Consider the following 16324-nt stretch of genomic DNA (forward strand, 5'->3'; position numbering starts at 1 on the left):
TACAGAGCCAGCCATTCCCAGCTTGTTCTTTTTGTAGCATTGAGAGACGGTCTAAGCCTTGAGAGGAACGCCGCAAACCCATCCATGGTGGAATTGTGCTGCTATAGCGAGCCAGAATTTGACGAATCCAGCAGACCGTTGATACTTTGTTTAACAACCCTGGCAACTTCGTTTAAAGAGGCCTTTTCCTGTTGATTCATTTCCGGTTGCAAATACCGGATGATGCCGGCCCGGCCAACAACGACAGGTATGCTGAAACAATTGTCCTGAATGCCCTGCCATTCATCAAAACAGGTACTTATCGGCATGGTGCGATGCTCATCGTAGACAATGGCCTGAATCACCGCGCAGGCAGCGGTCGCAATTGCATAATTAGTGTAGCCTTTTAGCCCGTAGACCTCGAAACCGGCTTTACTGACTTCTTCATAGATCAGTCTGTGCTCGGAATTATCTTCAATAGGCTCACCGCCTGCCAAAGCGTGACTGAATACCGGAAATTGATACGGACCGTGCTCACCGAGTATATATGCCCGCAAATCATCCGGATGAATTTGTTCGGCTTTTGATAACAGCGTCCTGAATCGCGCCGAGTCAACCAGTGTGCCGACTCCCATAACTTTGGAATGAGGCAACGGCGATAATTGAGCCACCAGGTAAGTCATCACATCGACAGGATTGGTGATGATCATCAAAATAGCGTTAGGGTTTGCAGCGGTTATTGCGGGAATTATCTTCCTGAAAACAGGAATATTGGCCCCAGCCAGATCCATGCGTGATTTCATCTTTGCCGTCATTGCCGCAGAAACAGTGATGACCACAATGTCACAATCAACCGCATATTCCAGCGTTGTTCCCTCAATGATCATCGGTCTTTCGCAAAATGCCAGGGTATGCTCCAGATCCAACGCATCGCCTCGCGCCTTCGATTCATCGCGGCTGACCAAGACCAGATGATTACACAGCCCTTTCAACACCAAAGCATACGCAAGCGCCGAACCGACATGACCCATTCCAACAATGCCTATTTTCACACTTTGCCTCCTTAGCCCAGTTAACGAGCACTATCATATCGGCTAACTCTGCCGTATGCCTTAAAAAAGTGACGACTCAAATCGATATACAAGCGGCTTAAAGACTATAGAACCAATACGGCAACGCATGCGACACCCAGCGTACACCCTGAAATCATCTTTAATTTTTTCCCTATGGAAAGCGATAACCATTGCACAAGAATCCGCTCTTTTTGTTGAATCCACCAATCAGGAAACTCACGCCTAACAACGAAATAAAGCCTCTTTGAATGAACGAAAATACGGTAAGCAATAAAAATAAACAATCCCATCATGATATAAAACACGATGACCTGAGTCGTATGTCGGCTGGTATGAAAAAAATGTTCGATAATTTCGTCCAGGGTAAACTCAAGCAATTCGAACAGCCCCACCAAGGTTGATTCCACGAGGGAATAAGCCACATCAGGCATCATTACTGTGAGAATTGCGGAGACCAATACAAAAGCAAGTTTTAAGTGAGTTGAGATGACCATATTTGCCTTACCGTTAAATAGTGACCAAAAGACCTGTCTTTTTTTAGTTCAGCGGCTTCGGATTAAACCCGAGTCAGAACCCGACAAGACTGCCTATTTTCGACTAGTAGTGTATCGATACTTTCTTTCAAAAACCTTTCAACTTTCCTTTTTCAACATGAATAAGTTCCACGCCTGGTTTTATTGCGCTTTCAGCGGCTATTCATTTTTTTGAGTTACCGTCATACGAAAATGAACTCTTGTTGGGCAAAGACTTAAACCAGGTTGACAAGCGATGCCCTAACAGATTAATTTCGCTCTCTTTAATCTTCGGACAGATTTATGACAGACCAGCACTTAGCCGATTGGCAACAGCGTGCTCACGTTTTTGAAAAAGCGATCAATTCTGTAGTGGTTGGACTGGAAAGACCTGTGCGATTGATCACCACGGCCGTTTTTTCGCGTGGGCATGTGATGCTCGAAGGCGATGTGGGCGTAGGTAAAACGACGCTGTTGCGGGCAGTAGCAAGAGGCATAGGTGGTGCTTATGAGCGCATTGAAGGCACTATCGATCTGATGCCCAATGATCTGGTCTATCACACCTATATCAACGAACTGGGTAAACCGCAGGTTGATCCCGGACCGATTCTTAAACACGGCGAACATCTTGCCACGTTCTTTTTTAACGAAGTCAATCGCGCCCGCCCTCAAGTCCATTCATTGTTGCTGCGAGTGATGGCGGAAAAATCGGTCACCGCATTTAACCGGGAATATTATTTTCCGCATTTACAAGTCTTTGCCGACCGCAATCGGGTCGAAAAAGACGAAACGTTCGAAATACCCTCGGCGGCACGCGACCGATTCATGCTGGAATTGCGCATTGAAACGCCACAAAATTCAAATTTGCAAAAAGAGTTGATGTTCAACCCCAAGTTTTACGATGTCGACCATCTGATTGAAACCATCGATGCGGGCATCCTGCCCTACCGCGAACTCAACGGCATAGCACAAACGATACAGCATCAGATTCAAGCGAGCGGAACGCTGCAAAACTATGCCCTGGAATTATGGCAGGCAACGCGTGATCCAAAGACCTTTGGCATTTCGATAGACAATGTCGATATGGACAGGCTGATTCTGGCCGGTGCCAGTGCCAGAGGCGCAGCCATGTTAATGCGCGCAGCACGGGTTACGGCCTGGTTAAACAACCGCAATCATGTGTTGCCTGAGGATATAAGAGATATTTTTCACGAAGCGATGGCACACCGGATTTTCTTTAATCCTACGTATGAACTGCGCAGAACGCACATTGCCGAACAGCTCAGCAAAAAAATTCTGCAGCAGATTGCCGCACCCTGATTGTCCAGCATGATTGAAGAATTCCATTATCAGATTCCCTGGCGAACCAGCAGCGCTCATCCGGGACGCCATCCCGGCAAGCACAGCGGCGGAGAGCATGACTTTCAGGGCCATGCCCCGCTGATTTCGAGACCGGAAGCGCATAATATCGATGTGCATGCCAGTCTGCTTGATCCGTTTCAGCAATATGTGGTCAGAACCTTCAGACAGCGCAGCGTGATTAATGTCACAGTCATTGCCGATTTATCCGCGTCCATGGGCTTTCAGAACAAAATGGCAACACTGGCCAAATTCACCGAACAGACTGCTTATTCAGCGTACCGTAGCGGTGATCATTTCGGATTTATGGGCTGCGGAGAAGACATTATTCCTGAATTTTATATGCCGCCTCGCTGGTACAAAGGCGGTACAGCGGAACTGGCTGAAAGCCTCAGGCATTATCATCCGGCATCGACCAACGCAAAAGGTCTGCTGACTGTTCAGGAATACTGTCCTCGCCACCGCGCCCTGATTTTTCTGGTTTCCGATTTTCATTATCCGCTTCAGGATATTGCAACGCTTTTCGACTCCTTACTGAAACACGACGTTATTCCTGTCGTTATGTGGCATCCCGATGAATATGAGCAGTTGCCGGAATGGGGCTTATTTACCTTATCGGATCCGGAAACAGGACGTGAAAAAACGCTGCTGATGCGTCCAGGCCTTAAAAAGAAAATCATCCAGGCTTTCAATGCCCAACGTGAGCAGCTCAAGCATCTGTTCATCAGATACGGCCGACAGCCTTTTTACCTTAATGATGCCTTTGAGGCAGACCAGATGACACGCTATTTTTATGAACAATAATTTGCCGAGCTGGCTGGTTTTCTTCGTTTTACTGATGACCGGCAGCATTGCTCGCTCTGAATCATCCGCCGTTGTCGTGGAACTTGAAACGCCTCGCGCCTATGGGTATTCTCTGGGGGACAAAATCACGTTGAAAGCCCATATCAAAACGCCCTTGTTTTATCAACTGGAAACCGGATTTCTGCCCAACCCCGGCTCTTTAACTGACTGGTTGAGACTGGATTCTGTCGAGCTTTTGGATGCACAATCAGGTTTTGATTATGCTATGGCAATTACCTATCAGGTGTTTAAAAGTGTCGATGCAGCCACCGAACTGACCATTCCGGCCTTGCCCATCCGATTTTCACATACCGGCACATCAGAAACTGCAAACATTCCGGCCTGGACGTTCGGTTATAGCCCGCTGCTGCCTAAATCAAAACCCGAAGCCCAGATTCTACCCGAACCGGAATTGTCAGCGGTTCCTATCAGCCCGGACAAGCATGCGCTGAAACTCACTGTATTGTGGACCTGTGCAGCACTCATCTTGCTTTACATCGCCTGGTTTTACGGCAAGATTCCATTTTTAGAGCGCTATTCCGGTGCCTTCGGCCAAGCCTGCCGGGATCTGAAGAAATTAAAAAAATTACCCCCGTCACAAGAAACCAGTCAAAAGGCCATGCAATGCTTTCACCGGGCGCTGAATCAATTAGCCGGTGAAACCGTATTTGCAGCGCAACTACCCGAATTTTTCAGCCGCTTCCCTCAATTTAAATCGCTTGAAGACCGTACCGGAATTTTTTTCCAGGCTTCTGAACGGCTGTTTTTTTCAGGTCACCCGGAAACCAGAACCATGATTGCTGTAGAGAAAATCGAGGAATTATGTCTGCTTTACCGCAAACTGGAGAGGGGCGGGCGTTGGATATAGCCTTGACCTATCCTTGGGCGTTGCTGCTTTTACCGCTGACGTTAGTGCCTTTTTTTGCCCGTCAGGCCAAATCGCTGCGTTATTCAAGCCTGAGCATTCTGCCTTTTGATGGCTTATCGTTCTTTTTTTCTAACGGCGTAAAGCTGCTGACAGCCCTCGTCATGCTGCTTTTGATTGTCAGCCTGACCAAGCCCTATCTGAAGGAACAAACAGTCGAGCGCATGGGCAAAGGCGCTCAAATCGTTATTTTGCTGGACCGCAGCGCCAGCATGAATGAGAACTTCGCAGGACGCTATTTCGGCGGAGGAGCCAGCGAAAGTAAAGTCGCGATGGCAAGGCAACTGCTCAGCGAATTTGTCTTGCAGCGTCAAGACGATTTTTTCGGGATGATCTCGTTCAGCACGGCGCCCATTCATGTGCTGCCGCTCACTCAGGATAAAGAAGCCATTCTGGCGGCAATCAGGGCGACTAAAACCAGAGGACGAGGCGTTACCAATATCGCACCTGGACTTTATATGGGCTTGAGCTATTTTTCCGACATCCCGGTGACCGGTTCCCGTGTCATCCTGCTGGTGTCTGACGGCGCAGCAAAAATTGACATCGACACCCAAACCACGCTGACCCAGCTGTTTCATCAAAACCGGGTCATGTTGTACTGGGTATACCTGCGCAACAAGGACAGCGCACGTCTGGATACCAAACCAGCCAATATCAACGAGTCCACAACGCCGGAATATTTTCTGCACCAGTATTTTCAATCCATGGGGATTCCTTACCGGTCTTTTGAAGCCGAAAATCCGCAGGCTTTGCAAGAAGCCATTAAAGCAATAGGGGAACTGGAGAACAAGCCTATTCGTTACACAGAAAAAATTCCGCGCAAAGATTTGGCTGAAACCTGCTATCTGTGGACGCTTGCCGGCTTATTTGTGTTATTGCTGATTAAATATTTCGAAGTAAAAACCGAACAGAAACTGATCAAGCGCTATTTGTAAACGCGAAAGCCATGTCCGCGACCAAAGTAGTTCAATCGCGGGCATGGCCCGCTTCTTCAATACTGCCTGCCGATTTATTGCAATGAACTTATGCACTGGATCCAGGAAGTATACCTTCCGCACTTCAAATTTCGGGAGTGCCTAAGGAGGCAACGGGTTGTTCGGCAAAGGCTTTGCCAACATGGATGCTGGCATAGAGCCTATATGGATGTATTTACGGCGTCCTTTGACGGGCACCCCGGTGCCGAATTTCGATCTGCGATGAGTATCATAAAAAGAACCGGTGATTAATCCGTCTTTGCAAGTACACACTGATTGCGCCCGTTTTTCTTGGCATGGTACATGGCATCGTCCGCCGCATTGATCAGCCGTTCATAATCGGGGTGCCCCTCATGCAACGCGATACCCACGCTCACTGTCAGGTTAGTTATTTCGTTGCCGTTAACACTAAAATCAAACGCCTCAAATTTAGAGCGTAAGTTCTCTGCCACGTTCATGGCGATTTCTTGATTGACCTCTACCAATACGACCATAATCTCCTCGCCACCATAGCGAAACACAAAATCACCAATCCTCAGCGAATTGCGGATAATATCAGCCGCTTTTTTAAGAACAGTATCGCCTATGCTATGACCCCAGGTATCGTTGACTTGTTTAAAATGGTCCAGATCAATCAGCATGATTGCGAAACGAGTGCCCGTTTTAATGCTCATCGAAATCTCACGGCTCAACACGGAAGGTAAAAACCGGCGATTGAGCAGATGGGTCAAATCGTCTCGCCCATTCTCCACTTCCAAAAAACGGTCAAACATCGAACTGAACATAAACATGATACCGGCAACCGTTTCATCTATTTCATTGACCATTTTTGATACGTCGCCGGATCTATCCTGCACTTTCAACAATAAATCATCGTCAATTTTTGAAATCAACTGGGTGATTTCCTGAATTTCGGTAGCGTTTTTAAACAGCGTCATGGCTTTGTGTCGAAACCACAAGCCAAATTCAGAAGCGCCAATCTTTTGTATTTCGCAACAATTTTCCGGTTGATTAGCCCGTAACAAAAAACTGCGTTCCCAGCCCAGCAGGCAAGCCCTCAGACGTTCGCGCTCAGCGACAATGTTCTGGCCCACGGCAAACCGGCGATAAGACTCATCATTTCGAGTTTGGGATTCGAAATTTTCGATATAGGCCTCATTCATAATATCAATCGCGTGGTCGAACAGTTCATAGACAAGGCATATTGCCTTGGCCAGCTCATTTCTCTGAAGATCCGAACCTTGAAGATCCCTGGCAATAACCTGTTTCATTTTGCCCGCACTTTTAGCCACCACAGAAACGGGCACCTGCAATCGTGCGTGAACCATGCCGACATGCAATTGACGCTCAACCTTGTTTCTGATTTCATCCGGTTGCGAAACTTTAAAAACCCCTTTTAACCACTCCACCATCGAGGCATGCAAGCGTTGCTGAACCTGAACCTGTGTCAGGAACTTTGCCGCCTGATTATCTTGCAAAATCATGTCATAAAAAAGTTCAGCGAAATTTTCTGCCCTGGCGCAAATCATGGTGTACAACTGGCCCTGAAGAGGAACCGCAACCTCATCGCAGATGGCTATCCAAGTATTTACCGCATCGTCAATTTTGTTACCGGAACCCCCTGCCATTTACTCTCCCCGGATTCAAAGCAGTCACGCCGGCTTGTACGATTACAAACCCGCTAAAACCGGCTATTGTATTACTGTTTGCTTATGTTTTGTGCACAAAGTGCCGGGGAACAGCAATTCCCAGTTTGATGTTAAAAAAAGGGGAGGCGTAAGCTTTGCTGGGATGTCGGTAGCCCTCGCAAGGCTTACCAACCCTCATAGCTAAATTAAAGTAATTACTGGGAGGGGTAATTTATGTTGCTGTTACTGAGGGAATGGATGGATATCAGGAGAAGTTTGTGATTATTGATAGATGGTTAGCGACCGCAACACCGTTTAAATTTTTTGCCGCTACCGCAGAAACATGGCGCGTTTTTACCGGGTTTTTCAGAAAGGGCGTGTTTTAAAAACTGAACAACGCCATCGACATAATGCCAGCGGCCTGAAGTATGCTGAAAATAGCTGCGCTCTTGCATAAGATGGGACGCACTATCAAGTTGGTAATGCGCTTTAAATTCCACCCAGCCTTCGCTTTCACCCTCTTGCCCCAACTGAGTACTTATAATTTCGAGCTTCTGCCAAACTGTCCGGTCGCCGCTAAGATCCAACACACTAGGCCGGGTTTTGGTGGCCCATGTTGATAACAAATAGCTTTCATTCTTTGTTACAAAAGCGCTATACCGGGCTCTCATCAAGGCTTCGGCGCCGGCAGGCTCGGCTTCCCCCGCATGATAAATGCCGCAGCACGCTTGATAAGCCAAACCTGATCCGCAAAAACAAGGGGTCAAAAAAATCAATGTACTGTGCCTTGATGCGGTATGAAGAAAAATGCTTGCGAAATACGGATATCAACGAACCGATTTATTGCTTTAATTCTTGCTCACAGAGCGTATCTATCGCGTTCCAAATACCACTATCGTTTTGCCATGCGCGGAAATCAGCCCTTTATCTTCTAGTTCTTTAAGCACCCGTCCGGCCATTTCGCGAGAACAGCCAACGATACGACCGATTTCCTGCCTGGTAATGTGCAACTGCATGCCATCCGGATGAGTCATTGCATCGGGTTCTTTGCACAGATCAAGCAAAGTACGAGCGATACGGCCTTCCACATCCATAAAAGCCAGATCGCGAAATTTACGGCTGGTAATCAATAAACGTGAAGCCAGTTGCTCTCCCAGCATATACAAAATTGCGGGAGCAAATTCCAGCAGCTCTTTTTTTAATGCCTGCCGCAAACGCTCATAGCCAATCTCGGCAAGACGGCAAGGCGTCCGGGTGGTTACCGAGACTTCACGTGCTTCGGTTTGTTTAAAAACACCTATCTCACCAATAAAATCGTGTTTATTCAGATAGGCAAGAATCAATTCCCTGCCATCGTCGTCTTCTACGCCGATGCTAACCGAACCTTCTATGATGAAATAAAGCCTGTCGCCCACGTCACCCGGTCGAATGATCGTTGCTTTTGATGGGTAGGATTTCGTGTGGCATAAATGTAAAAAAGGCGCCAAGGCCTCTTTATAAGCGGGTTCGTTCGATATATACGTCATGACAACTCATCATCCCATAACACTGTTGTGAAAAAAGTATCCGTTAACAGTGCCCCATTTTTCGAAAAAAATCAACTACGCTTATCTTTCAATTAAGAATTAGTATGTTAATCTATGCGCATTTTTTCGGTGGAGGAGACTTAATGGAAGCAAAAGTCAAATGGGTTGACGGCGTCATGTTTGTCGGCGAAACCGGTAGCGGCCATGCCATTGTTATCGATGGACCGGCCGATCATGGCGGCCGCAATATGGGTGCCCGCCCCATGGAATTACTGCTTTTAGGTGTAGGTGGCTGTTCATCTTTTGATGTGGTCCAAATTTTACAAAAAGGCCGAAATGATATTGTCGACTGTGTCTGCGAAGTTTCTGCTGAACGCGTCGATGCCATCCCCAGTGTATTCAGTAAAATTCATTTACATTTTGTGGTTTCCGGCAAGGATCTCAAAGAATCCGCAGTTGAACGCGCTGTCAAATTGTCAGCGGAAAAGTATTGTTCTGCATCCATTATGCTGGGCAAAGTGGTTGATATAACCCATGATTTTGAAGTAATAGAGGTTTAAATAATTGAAAAAATTAAAATTACAGGGCTTTAACAATTTAACTAAGTCGCTCAGCTTTAATATTTACGATGTTTGTTACGCTTCTGCCGATAAACAAAAAGCTTACATCGATTATATCGACGAAGCTTATAACGCAGACCGGTTGACACAGATTTTAAAAGACGTTGCTGAAATTATCGGCGCGCAAATTTTGAATATCGCCCATCAGGACTACGATCCACAGGGAGCCAGTGTGACGATGCTGATCTCCGAAGGCATGGATCACGACGATTCTGAAGAGATGAATGCAGAATCTCCAGGCCCTTTACCTGAGACGGTATTAGCGCATTTAGATAAAAGCCACATCACCGTGCATACTTACCCTGAAAGCCATCCCAACAATGGCATCAGCACCTTTCGAGCAGACATTGATGTCTCGACCTGCGGCAGAATTTCACCGCTTAAAGCGTTGAATTATCTGATCCATAGTTTCGAATCCGATATCGTGATCATGGACTACAAGGTGCGGGGTTTTACCCGGGATATCTCCGGTAAAAAACACTATATCGATCACAGCATTACCTCGATCCAGAATTACATTTCCGAAGAAACGCGGAATAACTATCAGATGATCGATGTCAACGTGTATCAGGAAAATCTATTCCACACCAAAATGATGCTCAAAGAAACCGAACTGGAAAATTATCTTTTTGAAAAAGAAAGCGAGTTTTCTCAACACCAAAAACTGGAGATCCAAGACCGGCTTCAGAAAGAAATGGCTGAAATTTTCTACGGCAGAAATTATAACTAATAGCCGGATGGTTTGTTGGGTTGCCGCTGTTTGACAACCCAACACCGAACTCATCTCAAAAGCATTAGAAATACAGCCCGTATGAAGCCACGCGGATTAACGGGCTATTTGCTGACCTTATTTTCTTTAAGCGCATCAATGATTGACTGATACTCGTCCACCTTAGGCCGGTATAAGAACACGGCCAACCCGGCCAACACCGCAAAAATTGTTAAGGTATTATCGTCATCACCGATGATATACATAACACCACCAAGAATCGCAATGGTTTCTGCAAAAAGCAGCGACATCATCACCGTCAACAAATAACGTTGTTTAGCCGGTTTTTCACCGGGCATGGTTTGGTTTAGCCTTAACAGGATATGGCGCAGCAAGTTGGTTAGCGGAAACCCGATGATGACCAGCACGTAAAACAGTGTTCTAATCAATACCCGCTGATCTTCCGGCATGACTTGCCGCCAGGTATCACCGTAAAATTCACAGACCACAAGCATTACGATCAAACTTAATACTGCCGACCACACCAGGATCCAGTGGACTTTGAGATCTGCTTTGAGTGGATTATCTGATTCTGACATGAACATGCTATTTCCTGACGACGGGATTTGTGAATAAGATCCGAAGATCTATTATGTTTTTGGTTTATAGGCACGCATGATCATTAGAAACGCCAAAAAATCGTAAAGACCATGAATAATCATCGGACCCAACAGATTTCGCTGATCCCCGTAATCCAGCGACAACCCCAAATAAATACCGACCAGCATTGCCAATACGGCGTATAAAGGCGTAACGGCATGCACAAGGCCGAAAATGATATTGCTGCCCAGTAATCCTATCAAACCGCCCCAGGCATTTTCCATCCAGGGCTGAATCAGGCCTCTGAATAATAATTCTTCTGAAAAACCGGCAATGGCTGACAAAAAAAACAAGTCGGTCCACTGGCACGGGTAGAGGCTAGTGCCCAAGGTGTCCGATAAAAGCTGACGGATTTTCTGGATGGACTCAAGCTTGACGCGCTCCATGCCCACAAAAAACAGAAATAAAGGAACAGTTCCCAACAGACCGACCATGACAGCCTGTTCTGAGAAAAAAAGTTGTTCGAAAGGGTTTATACCGGCTAACCACCCCAGCACAGCCGCAACGATAATCAGTGAGCCTTCAAAATTGCAGGCTGTCTTAAAAAATTGCGTGGAGTTATTCGAATCGGTCATAACGTGTTCTTAAAACGGAGAAAAAAGATAGGATTAATGTTTCATGTCCAAATTGGCTTAAAATGTAGCAATAGACTAAAAGGACAATTCAATGCAGTGCTTTATCTACAAAAGCTTAAAAAAAGACCAGCTTTATCTTTATCTAACCCAAAAAGATGATTTCTCCACTTTACCGGAGGCATTGTTTCAAAGCGTCAGCCCCCTGCAATTCGTCATGGAACTGGAGCTGACGCCTGGGCGCAAACTGGCACGGGAAAACCCGGAAAAAGTAATTGAAAACCTCAATAACAAAGGTTTCTTCATACAAATGCCACCATCTTTACTGGCTCCCAGCCAAAAACTTCAATAAACGTTTTAGCGTGCAAGCTAACAGCCAGAACTGCAGTTAGGCTTTAGGCAGCGTCACGCCTTGCTGGCCTTGATATTTTCCGCCCCTGTCTTTGTAAGAGGTCTCACACACTTCATCGCCGCTAAAAAACAGCATTTGCGCAACACCTTCATTTGCATAAATTTTTGCAGGCAATGGCGTTGTATTGGAAAACTCCAGCGTCACATGACCTTCCCATTCGGGCTCCAATGGCGTTACATTCACGATAATGCCGCAGCGAGCGTAAGTTGATTTACCCAGGCAAATGGTCAGAACATCACGGGGAATTCGAAAAAACTCAACGGTTCTGGCCAGTGCAAACGAATTGGGCGGAATGATACAAACATCCGCTTTGACATCAACAAAACTGGCTTCGCTGAAATTTTTGGGATCAACAATTGCGGAATTGATATTGGTAAATATCTTGAATTCGTCAGAACAGCGCACATCGTAACCGTAGCTGGATGTCCCGTAAGAAATCACCTTACCGCCACTGGCATCTCTGACCTGCCCCGCTTCAAACGGTTCTATCATGCCGTATTGTTCAGCCATACGGCGGATCCATTTATCCGATTTAATGCCCATTGATGTCTTAAAGCCCCGTTTCGATCAAAAATAGCATTGTACACAGCCGTTGCTGTTGTGACCACCGCACGACCATTCAGCGGAGCAACAAAACAAAGATGATGCTCCGTTGTAGGTTGCGGTTGGCGATAGCCAACCCAACATTTCAAAACTATGGTGTAACTTGTTGGGTTGCGAAAAGCAGGTCATCCAAGCTACGCTAAATAATTATGAAACTTTTAGGATTATTCCTTACCCTTGGCCTTGGCCTCTTCATCTTCCTCTTTGGCCTGCAAACTCAAACCATCAAGCCGTCTGGACTCGCCACCGGCTTGCCCCGGCTTGGAAGAATTACCCAAACCTTCACTGAGATTGATTTTCAATTTGAGATTATTCGGCGAATCGGAATTTTGCAGCGCTTCCTCCAATGAAATAACGCCAGTTTTAAACAGCCTCAACAAGTGGCTATCAAAGGTCTGCATCCCTATCGCTTCGGATTTCTCCATCGCTTCTTTGATGCTGTGAATCTCGCCTTTGTGAATCAAATCCTTCACCAATTGAGTTCCCAACAAAATTTCTATCGCCGCAGTGCGTTTGCCTTCAATGGTGGGTACCAGTCTTTGCGAGACAAAAGCTTTCAAGTTCATAGATAAATCCAGCAACAACTGATTGCGCCGTTCTTCCGGAAAAAAATTGATAATTCTATCCAATGCTTGATTGGCGTTGTTTGCGTGCAGGGTCGACAAACACAAGTGTCCGGTTTCAGCGAATGCAAGCGCATGCTCCATGGTTTCCTGGCTTCTGATTTCGCCAATCAGAATGACATCGGGCGCCTGCCGCAGTGTATTTTTTAATGCATCCTCATAACTGAGCGTATCGACGCCCACTTCGCGTTGATTGACCAGACTTTTTTTATGCGGATGAATGTATTCAATCGGATCTTCAATGGTAATGATATGCCCGGATGAATTAGCATTTCTATGATCGATCAATGCTGCCAGCGAAGTCGATTTTCCTGACCCGGTTCCTCCTACAAACAGAATCAATCCGCGCTTTTCCATGATGACTTTTTTCAAGATTTCCGGCAGCCCCAATTGATCGGCATTCGGAATATCGACTTTGATATTCCGAATCACCAGCGCCAGACTATTGCGCTGTTTGAAAATATTGATTCGGAACCGGCCTATATTAGGTTCAGATATAGCCAGGTTCATTTCAGGAACCAGCTCAAACTGCTTTTGCTGCTCCTGATCCATCAGAGCGTAAGCAATCTCCTTGAGCCGCTCTGCGCTCATTTTCACGTTCTCTATCGGCCTTAGCACACCCTGAAATTTCGCCGCAGGAGGTGCGCCATTCGTTAGATATAAATCGGAACCGTCGTTACTAACCAGCACTTTTAAATAGTCTTTAATATCCATGATTTTCCCGCTTCAACTGTGATCTTGACTTTATTGAGCGCCCGTCCGGCGACCAATAATTGAATATGGCTTAACGGCCTAAAGTCTAGGTGATAACATCAGAAGTTGCAGTGAAAAGCCCCCTCAAGCGTATAATGTTCATTTTTTTAATCATTTCAGAGCGTTATGTCCGAACCCAAAAAAGCGGTAGCATTGATTTCAGGCGGCCTGGATTCAATGCTGGCGGCAAAGACTATCCTTGATCAGGGCATTCATGTCGAGGGCATCAATTTCTTTACCGGATTTTGTGTGGAGGGTCATACGCATGCCATCAGGAAAAAAGATAACGAAAAAGCAAAACCCAAACGCAATAATGCGTTGTGGGCGGCCGAACAATTAGGCATCAAACTGCATATTGTGGATGTTATCGAAGAATACAAAGATGTGTTGTTAAATCCAAAACATGGCTACGGCGCAAACTTGAATCCTTGCCTGGATTGCAAAATATTTATGGTCAACAAAGCCAAACAATGGATTGAGGAAAACGGATTCGACTTCATCATTACCGGCGAAGTGGTAGGACAAAGACCCATGTCTCAGCGCCGCTTTGCCATGCCTTTGGTTGCTGAAAGATCCGGCGCTGACGACTTGCTGCTCAGACCCTTGTCCGCACGGAATCTGCCCGAAACAAAACCGGAACGAGAAGGCTGGGTCGATAGAAACAAATTACATGATTTTGGCGGCCGCACCCGAAGACCCCAAATTGCCATGGCCGAACAGTTCGGTTTTACAGATTATGCACAACCCGCAGGCGGCTGCTGTTTTCTCACCGATAAAAGCTATTCACAAAAACTCGTGGACTTGTGGCAAGCCCGCGGCGCACGTGATTATGAACTCGATGATGTGATGTTATTGAAAGTCGGGCGCCATATCCGCCCCAAACCGCATTTCAAGCTGATCATTGCCAGAGAAGAAGGCGAAGGACGGTTTATGGAAGGCTACAAAAATGACTTTATCAGTTTGCACTGTTCCAGCCACACCGGACCTTTGGCTCTGATTGACGGAAGTCCGGACGCCGCCGATCTCGAATTGGCCGCAGCAATTATTGCCCGTTACAGCAAAGGCAAAGACGAGGAACAGGTTGAGGTGGCAATCCGCAATACAGACGGGCAGGAAAGCCGCATCAAAACCCGGCCGTTAATTGTCGAACAACTGCTTAAGGAATGGTTTATATGAGCCGGTACAGCCTTGACGCCAAACGCCTGCTCTGCCCTTTACCGGTCATCCGGACCCAGGACAGAGTAAAACAGCTTAAGTCCGGCGACCAATTGGAAGTGTCGTGTACCGACCCCGGTGTCATGCAGGACATTCCGGCCTGGTGCCGAATTAACGGCCATACGATCATGAGTGCCCAGGAAAATCAGGGTGTGTACATCATAGTGCTTGAAGTAGGAAAACATGAGTAAACCCGCCGATGCTGTCAAAATGGACCAGTTGAAAGCACGCGTCACCATCGTAGGCGCGATCATCAATATCTTCTTATCAATTGTTAAGATCGCTTTTGGGCTCTTGTGGCAATCAGCAGCGCTTATCGCCGACGGTGTTCATTCGCTTTCTGATTTGGCCAGCGATATTCTGGTGATACTCGCCATCCGTTTCGGGGCCAGAGAAGCAGACCACGATCATCCTTACGGCCATCGGCGTTATGAAACCATGGCGACCGTCGCCCTTGGCCTGAGTTTGGCGGCAATATCTGCGGGTATTGCCTGGGATGCCCTGGACAGAGTACTCAATCCTGAAAAATTACTGATACCGCATCTGGAAACCATAGGCATTGCCGCTTTTTCGGTATTATCCAAAGAATGGATGTATCACTACACCAAACGCGCCGCCCATAAAACCCGCTCCAAATTATTGCTCGCCAATGCCTGGCACCACCGTAGCGATGCTATTTCCTCGGTCGTCGTCATCATCGGCGTATCCGGCGTTGTTTTGGGGTACCCTTTTGCCGATGCGGTTGCGGCCATGATTGTCGCGTTGATGATAGCCAAAATCGGGATCAACCTGATCACTCAAAGCATTAAGGAACTGGTAGACACGTCTTTACCTGAAAATTATGTCAACGACATTCGCCGCGTCATCAAATTAACCCCGGGCGTTCGCGGCATTCATCTGCTAAGAACGCGGCAAATGGGGGAAGACGCTTATATTGATACCCATATCGTAGTGGATTCACGCATCAGCGTATCCGAAGGCCATATCATAGGAGATGCGGTAAGGCGAAATCTGATCGATGCTTTTGATGATGTGATCGATGTCCTGGTCCATGTCGACCCTGAAGACGACGAATTTATTGAGGCACCCGCTGATTTGCTGTCACGCGCTGAAGTGCAAAAGCATTTGCAGACGGCTCTGGGCGAATTCTTCGAGGACATAGACTCGTTTACCATTCATTATCTGGAGGGACTGATTGAGCTTGAAGTCGCGCTGCCCCATTTAATGAGCGCTCAGCCTGAAGAAATAGAACTGATCAAAAAACACTGCGCCGCACTGCAGCAAAGCCTGGACGCTATTGCCAAAGTCGATGTGTATCTAAAGCAGTAAATCTCCGGC

Annotated in this window: 19 protein-coding genes; 10 read left to right on the top strand and 9 right to left on the bottom strand. The window is 46.7% G+C overall.

Features of this window, described 5'->3' with window-relative positions; translation table 11 throughout:
* Positions 1-101: 101 nt before the first annotated feature.
* Positions 102-1031, bottom strand: a complete 930-nt coding sequence (locus GO003_RS26360) for a malate dehydrogenase (protein ID WP_159657493.1) — start codon at positions 1029-1031, stop codon at positions 102-104.
* Positions 1032-1135: 104 nt separating this feature from the next.
* Positions 1136-1546, bottom strand: a complete 411-nt coding sequence (locus GO003_RS02110) for a hypothetical protein (RefSeq protein ID WP_159657491.1) — start codon at positions 1544-1546, stop codon at positions 1136-1138.
* 321 nt (positions 1547-1867) lie between these two features.
* On the opposite strand from GO003_RS02110, the gene GO003_RS02115 reads away from it, so the two are divergent.
* Genes GO003_RS02115 through GO003_RS02130 form a run of 4 tightly spaced genes read left to right on the top strand, consistent with a single transcriptional unit; the run spans position 1868 to position 5626 of the window.
* Complete coding sequence (locus GO003_RS02115) at positions 1868-2884, top strand: AAA family ATPase (RefSeq protein ID WP_159657489.1); 1017 nt, start codon at positions 1868-1870, stop codon at positions 2882-2884.
* Between the two features lie 9 nt (positions 2885-2893).
* Positions 2894-3727, top strand: a complete 834-nt coding sequence (locus tag GO003_RS02120; RefSeq protein WP_159657487.1) for a DUF58 domain-containing protein — start codon at positions 2894-2896, stop codon at positions 3725-3727.
* Entirely contained in the window at positions 3717-4634 is a 918-nt protein-coding gene (locus tag GO003_RS02125) for a hypothetical protein (protein ID WP_159657485.1), read from the top strand. The genes GO003_RS02120 and GO003_RS02125 overlap by 11 nt, the downstream gene beginning before the upstream one ends.
* Positions 4589-5626: a vWA domain-containing protein gene (locus GO003_RS02130; RefSeq protein WP_231088779.1), complete on the top strand. Its 1038-nt coding sequence runs from the start codon at positions 4589-4591 to the stop codon at positions 5624-5626. The genes GO003_RS02125 and GO003_RS02130 overlap by 46 nt, the downstream gene beginning before the upstream one ends.
* A gap of 287 nt (positions 5627-5913) precedes the next feature.
* On the opposite strand, the gene GO003_RS02135 is transcribed toward GO003_RS02130, so the two are convergent.
* From GO003_RS02135 to crp, 3 genes are all read right to left on the bottom strand, one after another.
* Entirely contained in the window at positions 5914-7293 is a 1380-nt protein-coding gene (locus GO003_RS02135) for a GGDEF domain-containing protein (protein WP_159657482.1), read from the bottom strand.
* A 296-nt stretch (positions 7294-7589) separates the two neighbouring features.
* Positions 7590-8069 carry a YchJ family protein gene (locus GO003_RS02140; RefSeq protein WP_231088780.1) on the bottom strand — a complete coding sequence of 160 codons (480 nt, stop codon included), beginning with the start codon at positions 8067-8069 and terminating at the stop codon, positions 7590-7592.
* Positions 8070-8165: 96 nt separating this feature from the next.
* A complete protein-coding gene (gene crp / locus GO003_RS02145; RefSeq protein ID WP_159657480.1) occupies positions 8166-8819 on the bottom strand; it encodes a cAMP-activated global transcriptional regulator CRP in 654 nt (217 codons plus the stop codon).
* Between the two features lie 143 nt (positions 8820-8962).
* Here crp and GO003_RS02150 point away from each other — a divergent pair, with 143 nt between their 5' ends.
* Both GO003_RS02150 and speD read left to right on the top strand, forming a co-directional pair.
* Complete coding sequence (locus tag GO003_RS02150) at positions 8963-9379, top strand: OsmC family protein (RefSeq protein WP_159657478.1); 417 nt, start codon at positions 8963-8965, stop codon at positions 9377-9379.
* Positions 9380-9383: 4 nt separating this feature from the next.
* A complete protein-coding gene (speD, locus tag GO003_RS02155; RefSeq protein ID WP_159657476.1) occupies positions 9384-10169 on the top strand; it encodes an adenosylmethionine decarboxylase in 786 nt (261 codons plus the stop codon).
* A 104-nt stretch (positions 10170-10273) separates the two neighbouring features.
* Here the strand turns inward: speD and GO003_RS02160 are convergent, their stop codons facing one another.
* Together GO003_RS02160 and GO003_RS02165 are read right to left on the bottom strand one after the other, a co-directional pair.
* Complete coding sequence (locus tag GO003_RS02160; protein ID WP_159657474.1) at positions 10274-10747, bottom strand: hypothetical protein; 474 nt, start codon at positions 10745-10747, stop codon at positions 10274-10276.
* A gap of 51 nt (positions 10748-10798) precedes the next feature.
* Positions 10799-11383, bottom strand: coding sequence for a CPBP family intramembrane glutamic endopeptidase (locus GO003_RS02165; RefSeq protein ID WP_159657472.1), 585 nt, complete (start codon positions 11381-11383; stop codon positions 10799-10801).
* 91 nt (positions 11384-11474) lie between these two features.
* Here GO003_RS02165 and GO003_RS02170 point away from each other — a divergent pair, with 91 nt between their 5' ends.
* Positions 11475-11732 carry a YcgL domain-containing protein gene (locus GO003_RS02170; RefSeq protein WP_159657470.1) on the top strand — a complete coding sequence of 86 codons (258 nt, stop codon included), beginning with the start codon at positions 11475-11477 and terminating at the stop codon, positions 11730-11732.
* A 36-nt stretch (positions 11733-11768) separates the two neighbouring features.
* Here GO003_RS02170 and dcd read toward each other — a convergent pair whose 3' ends face one another.
* Entirely contained in the window at positions 11769-12335 is a 567-nt protein-coding gene (gene dcd, locus GO003_RS02175) for a dCTP deaminase (protein ID WP_159657468.1), read from the bottom strand.
* 224 nt (positions 12336-12559) lie between these two features.
* On the bottom strand, positions 12560-13732 hold the full coding sequence (locus GO003_RS02180) for a PilT/PilU family type 4a pilus ATPase (protein WP_159657466.1): 1173 nt from the start codon (positions 13730-13732) through the stop codon (positions 12560-12562).
* A gap of 165 nt (positions 13733-13897) precedes the next feature.
* On the opposite strand from GO003_RS02180, the gene GO003_RS02185 reads away from it, so the two are divergent.
* Genes GO003_RS02185 through GO003_RS02195 form a run of 3 tightly spaced genes read left to right on the top strand, consistent with a single transcriptional unit; the run spans position 13898 to position 16315 of the window.
* Entirely contained in the window at positions 13898-14947 is a 1050-nt protein-coding gene (locus tag GO003_RS02185) for a tRNA (5-methylaminomethyl-2-thiouridylate)-methyltransferase (RefSeq protein ID WP_159657464.1), read from the top strand.
* The gene (locus GO003_RS02190) at positions 14944-15177 is read left to right on the top strand and encodes a sulfurtransferase TusA family protein (protein WP_159657462.1); all 234 of its coding nucleotides are present in this window, start codon (positions 14944-14946) and stop codon (positions 15175-15177) included. Before GO003_RS02185 ends, GO003_RS02190 begins: the two co-directional genes overlap by 4 nt.
* Complete coding sequence (locus tag GO003_RS02195) at positions 15170-16315, top strand: cation diffusion facilitator family transporter (RefSeq protein WP_159657460.1); 1146 nt, start codon at positions 15170-15172, stop codon at positions 16313-16315. Before GO003_RS02190 ends, GO003_RS02195 begins: the two co-directional genes overlap by 8 nt.
* Positions 16316-16324 lie beyond the last annotated feature (9 nt).

Source organism: Methylicorpusculum oleiharenae (assembly GCF_009828925.2).
Taxonomy (GTDB): domain Bacteria; phylum Pseudomonadota; class Gammaproteobacteria; order Methylococcales; family Methylomonadaceae; genus Methylicorpusculum; species Methylicorpusculum oleiharenae.

Excerpts from the sequence above, each read along its gene's own strand:
- GO003_RS02110 (WP_159657491.1), bottom strand. The coding sequence starts at position 1,546 with ATGGTCATCTCAACTCACTTAAAACTTGCTTTTGTATTGGTCTCCGCA.
- GO003_RS02115 (WP_159657489.1), top strand. The coding sequence starts at position 1,868 with ATGACAGACCAGCACTTAGCCGATTGGCAACAGCGTGCTCACGTTTTT.
- GO003_RS02120 (WP_159657487.1), top strand. The coding sequence starts at position 2,894 with ATGATTGAAGAATTCCATTATCAGATTCCCTGGCGAACCAGCAGCGCT.
- GO003_RS02125 (WP_159657485.1), top strand. The coding sequence starts at position 3,717 with ATGAACAATAATTTGCCGAGCTGGCTGGTTTTCTTCGTTTTACTGATG.
- GO003_RS02130 (WP_231088779.1), top strand. The coding sequence starts at position 4,589 with ATGTCTGCTTTACCGCAAACTGGAGAGGGGCGGGCGTTGGATATAGCC.
- GO003_RS02135 (WP_159657482.1), bottom strand. The coding sequence starts at position 7,293 with ATGGCAGGGGGTTCCGGTAACAAAATTGACGATGCGGTAAATACTTGG.
- crp (WP_159657480.1), bottom strand. The coding sequence starts at position 8,819 with ATGACGTATATATCGAACGAACCCGCTTATAAAGAGGCCTTGGCGCCT.
- GO003_RS02150 (WP_159657478.1), top strand. The coding sequence starts at position 8,963 with ATGGAAGCAAAAGTCAAATGGGTTGACGGCGTCATGTTTGTCGGCGAA.
- GO003_RS02160 (WP_159657474.1), bottom strand. The coding sequence starts at position 10,747 with ATGTCAGAATCAGATAATCCACTCAAAGCAGATCTCAAAGTCCACTGG.
- GO003_RS02165 (WP_159657472.1), bottom strand. The coding sequence starts at position 11,383 with ATGACCGATTCGAATAACTCCACGCAATTTTTTAAGACAGCCTGCAAT.
- GO003_RS02170 (WP_159657470.1), top strand. The coding sequence starts at position 11,475 with ATGCAGTGCTTTATCTACAAAAGCTTAAAAAAAGACCAGCTTTATCTT.
- dcd (WP_159657468.1), bottom strand. The coding sequence starts at position 12,335 with ATGGGCATTAAATCGGATAAATGGATCCGCCGTATGGCTGAACAATAC.
- GO003_RS02180 (WP_159657466.1), bottom strand. The coding sequence starts at position 13,732 with ATGGATATTAAAGACTATTTAAAAGTGCTGGTTAGTAACGACGGTTCC.
- GO003_RS02185 (WP_159657464.1), top strand. The coding sequence starts at position 13,898 with ATGTCCGAACCCAAAAAAGCGGTAGCATTGATTTCAGGCGGCCTGGAT.
- GO003_RS02190 (WP_159657462.1), top strand. The coding sequence starts at position 14,944 with ATGAGCCGGTACAGCCTTGACGCCAAACGCCTGCTCTGCCCTTTACCG.
- GO003_RS02195 (WP_159657460.1), top strand. The coding sequence starts at position 15,170 with ATGAGTAAACCCGCCGATGCTGTCAAAATGGACCAGTTGAAAGCACGC.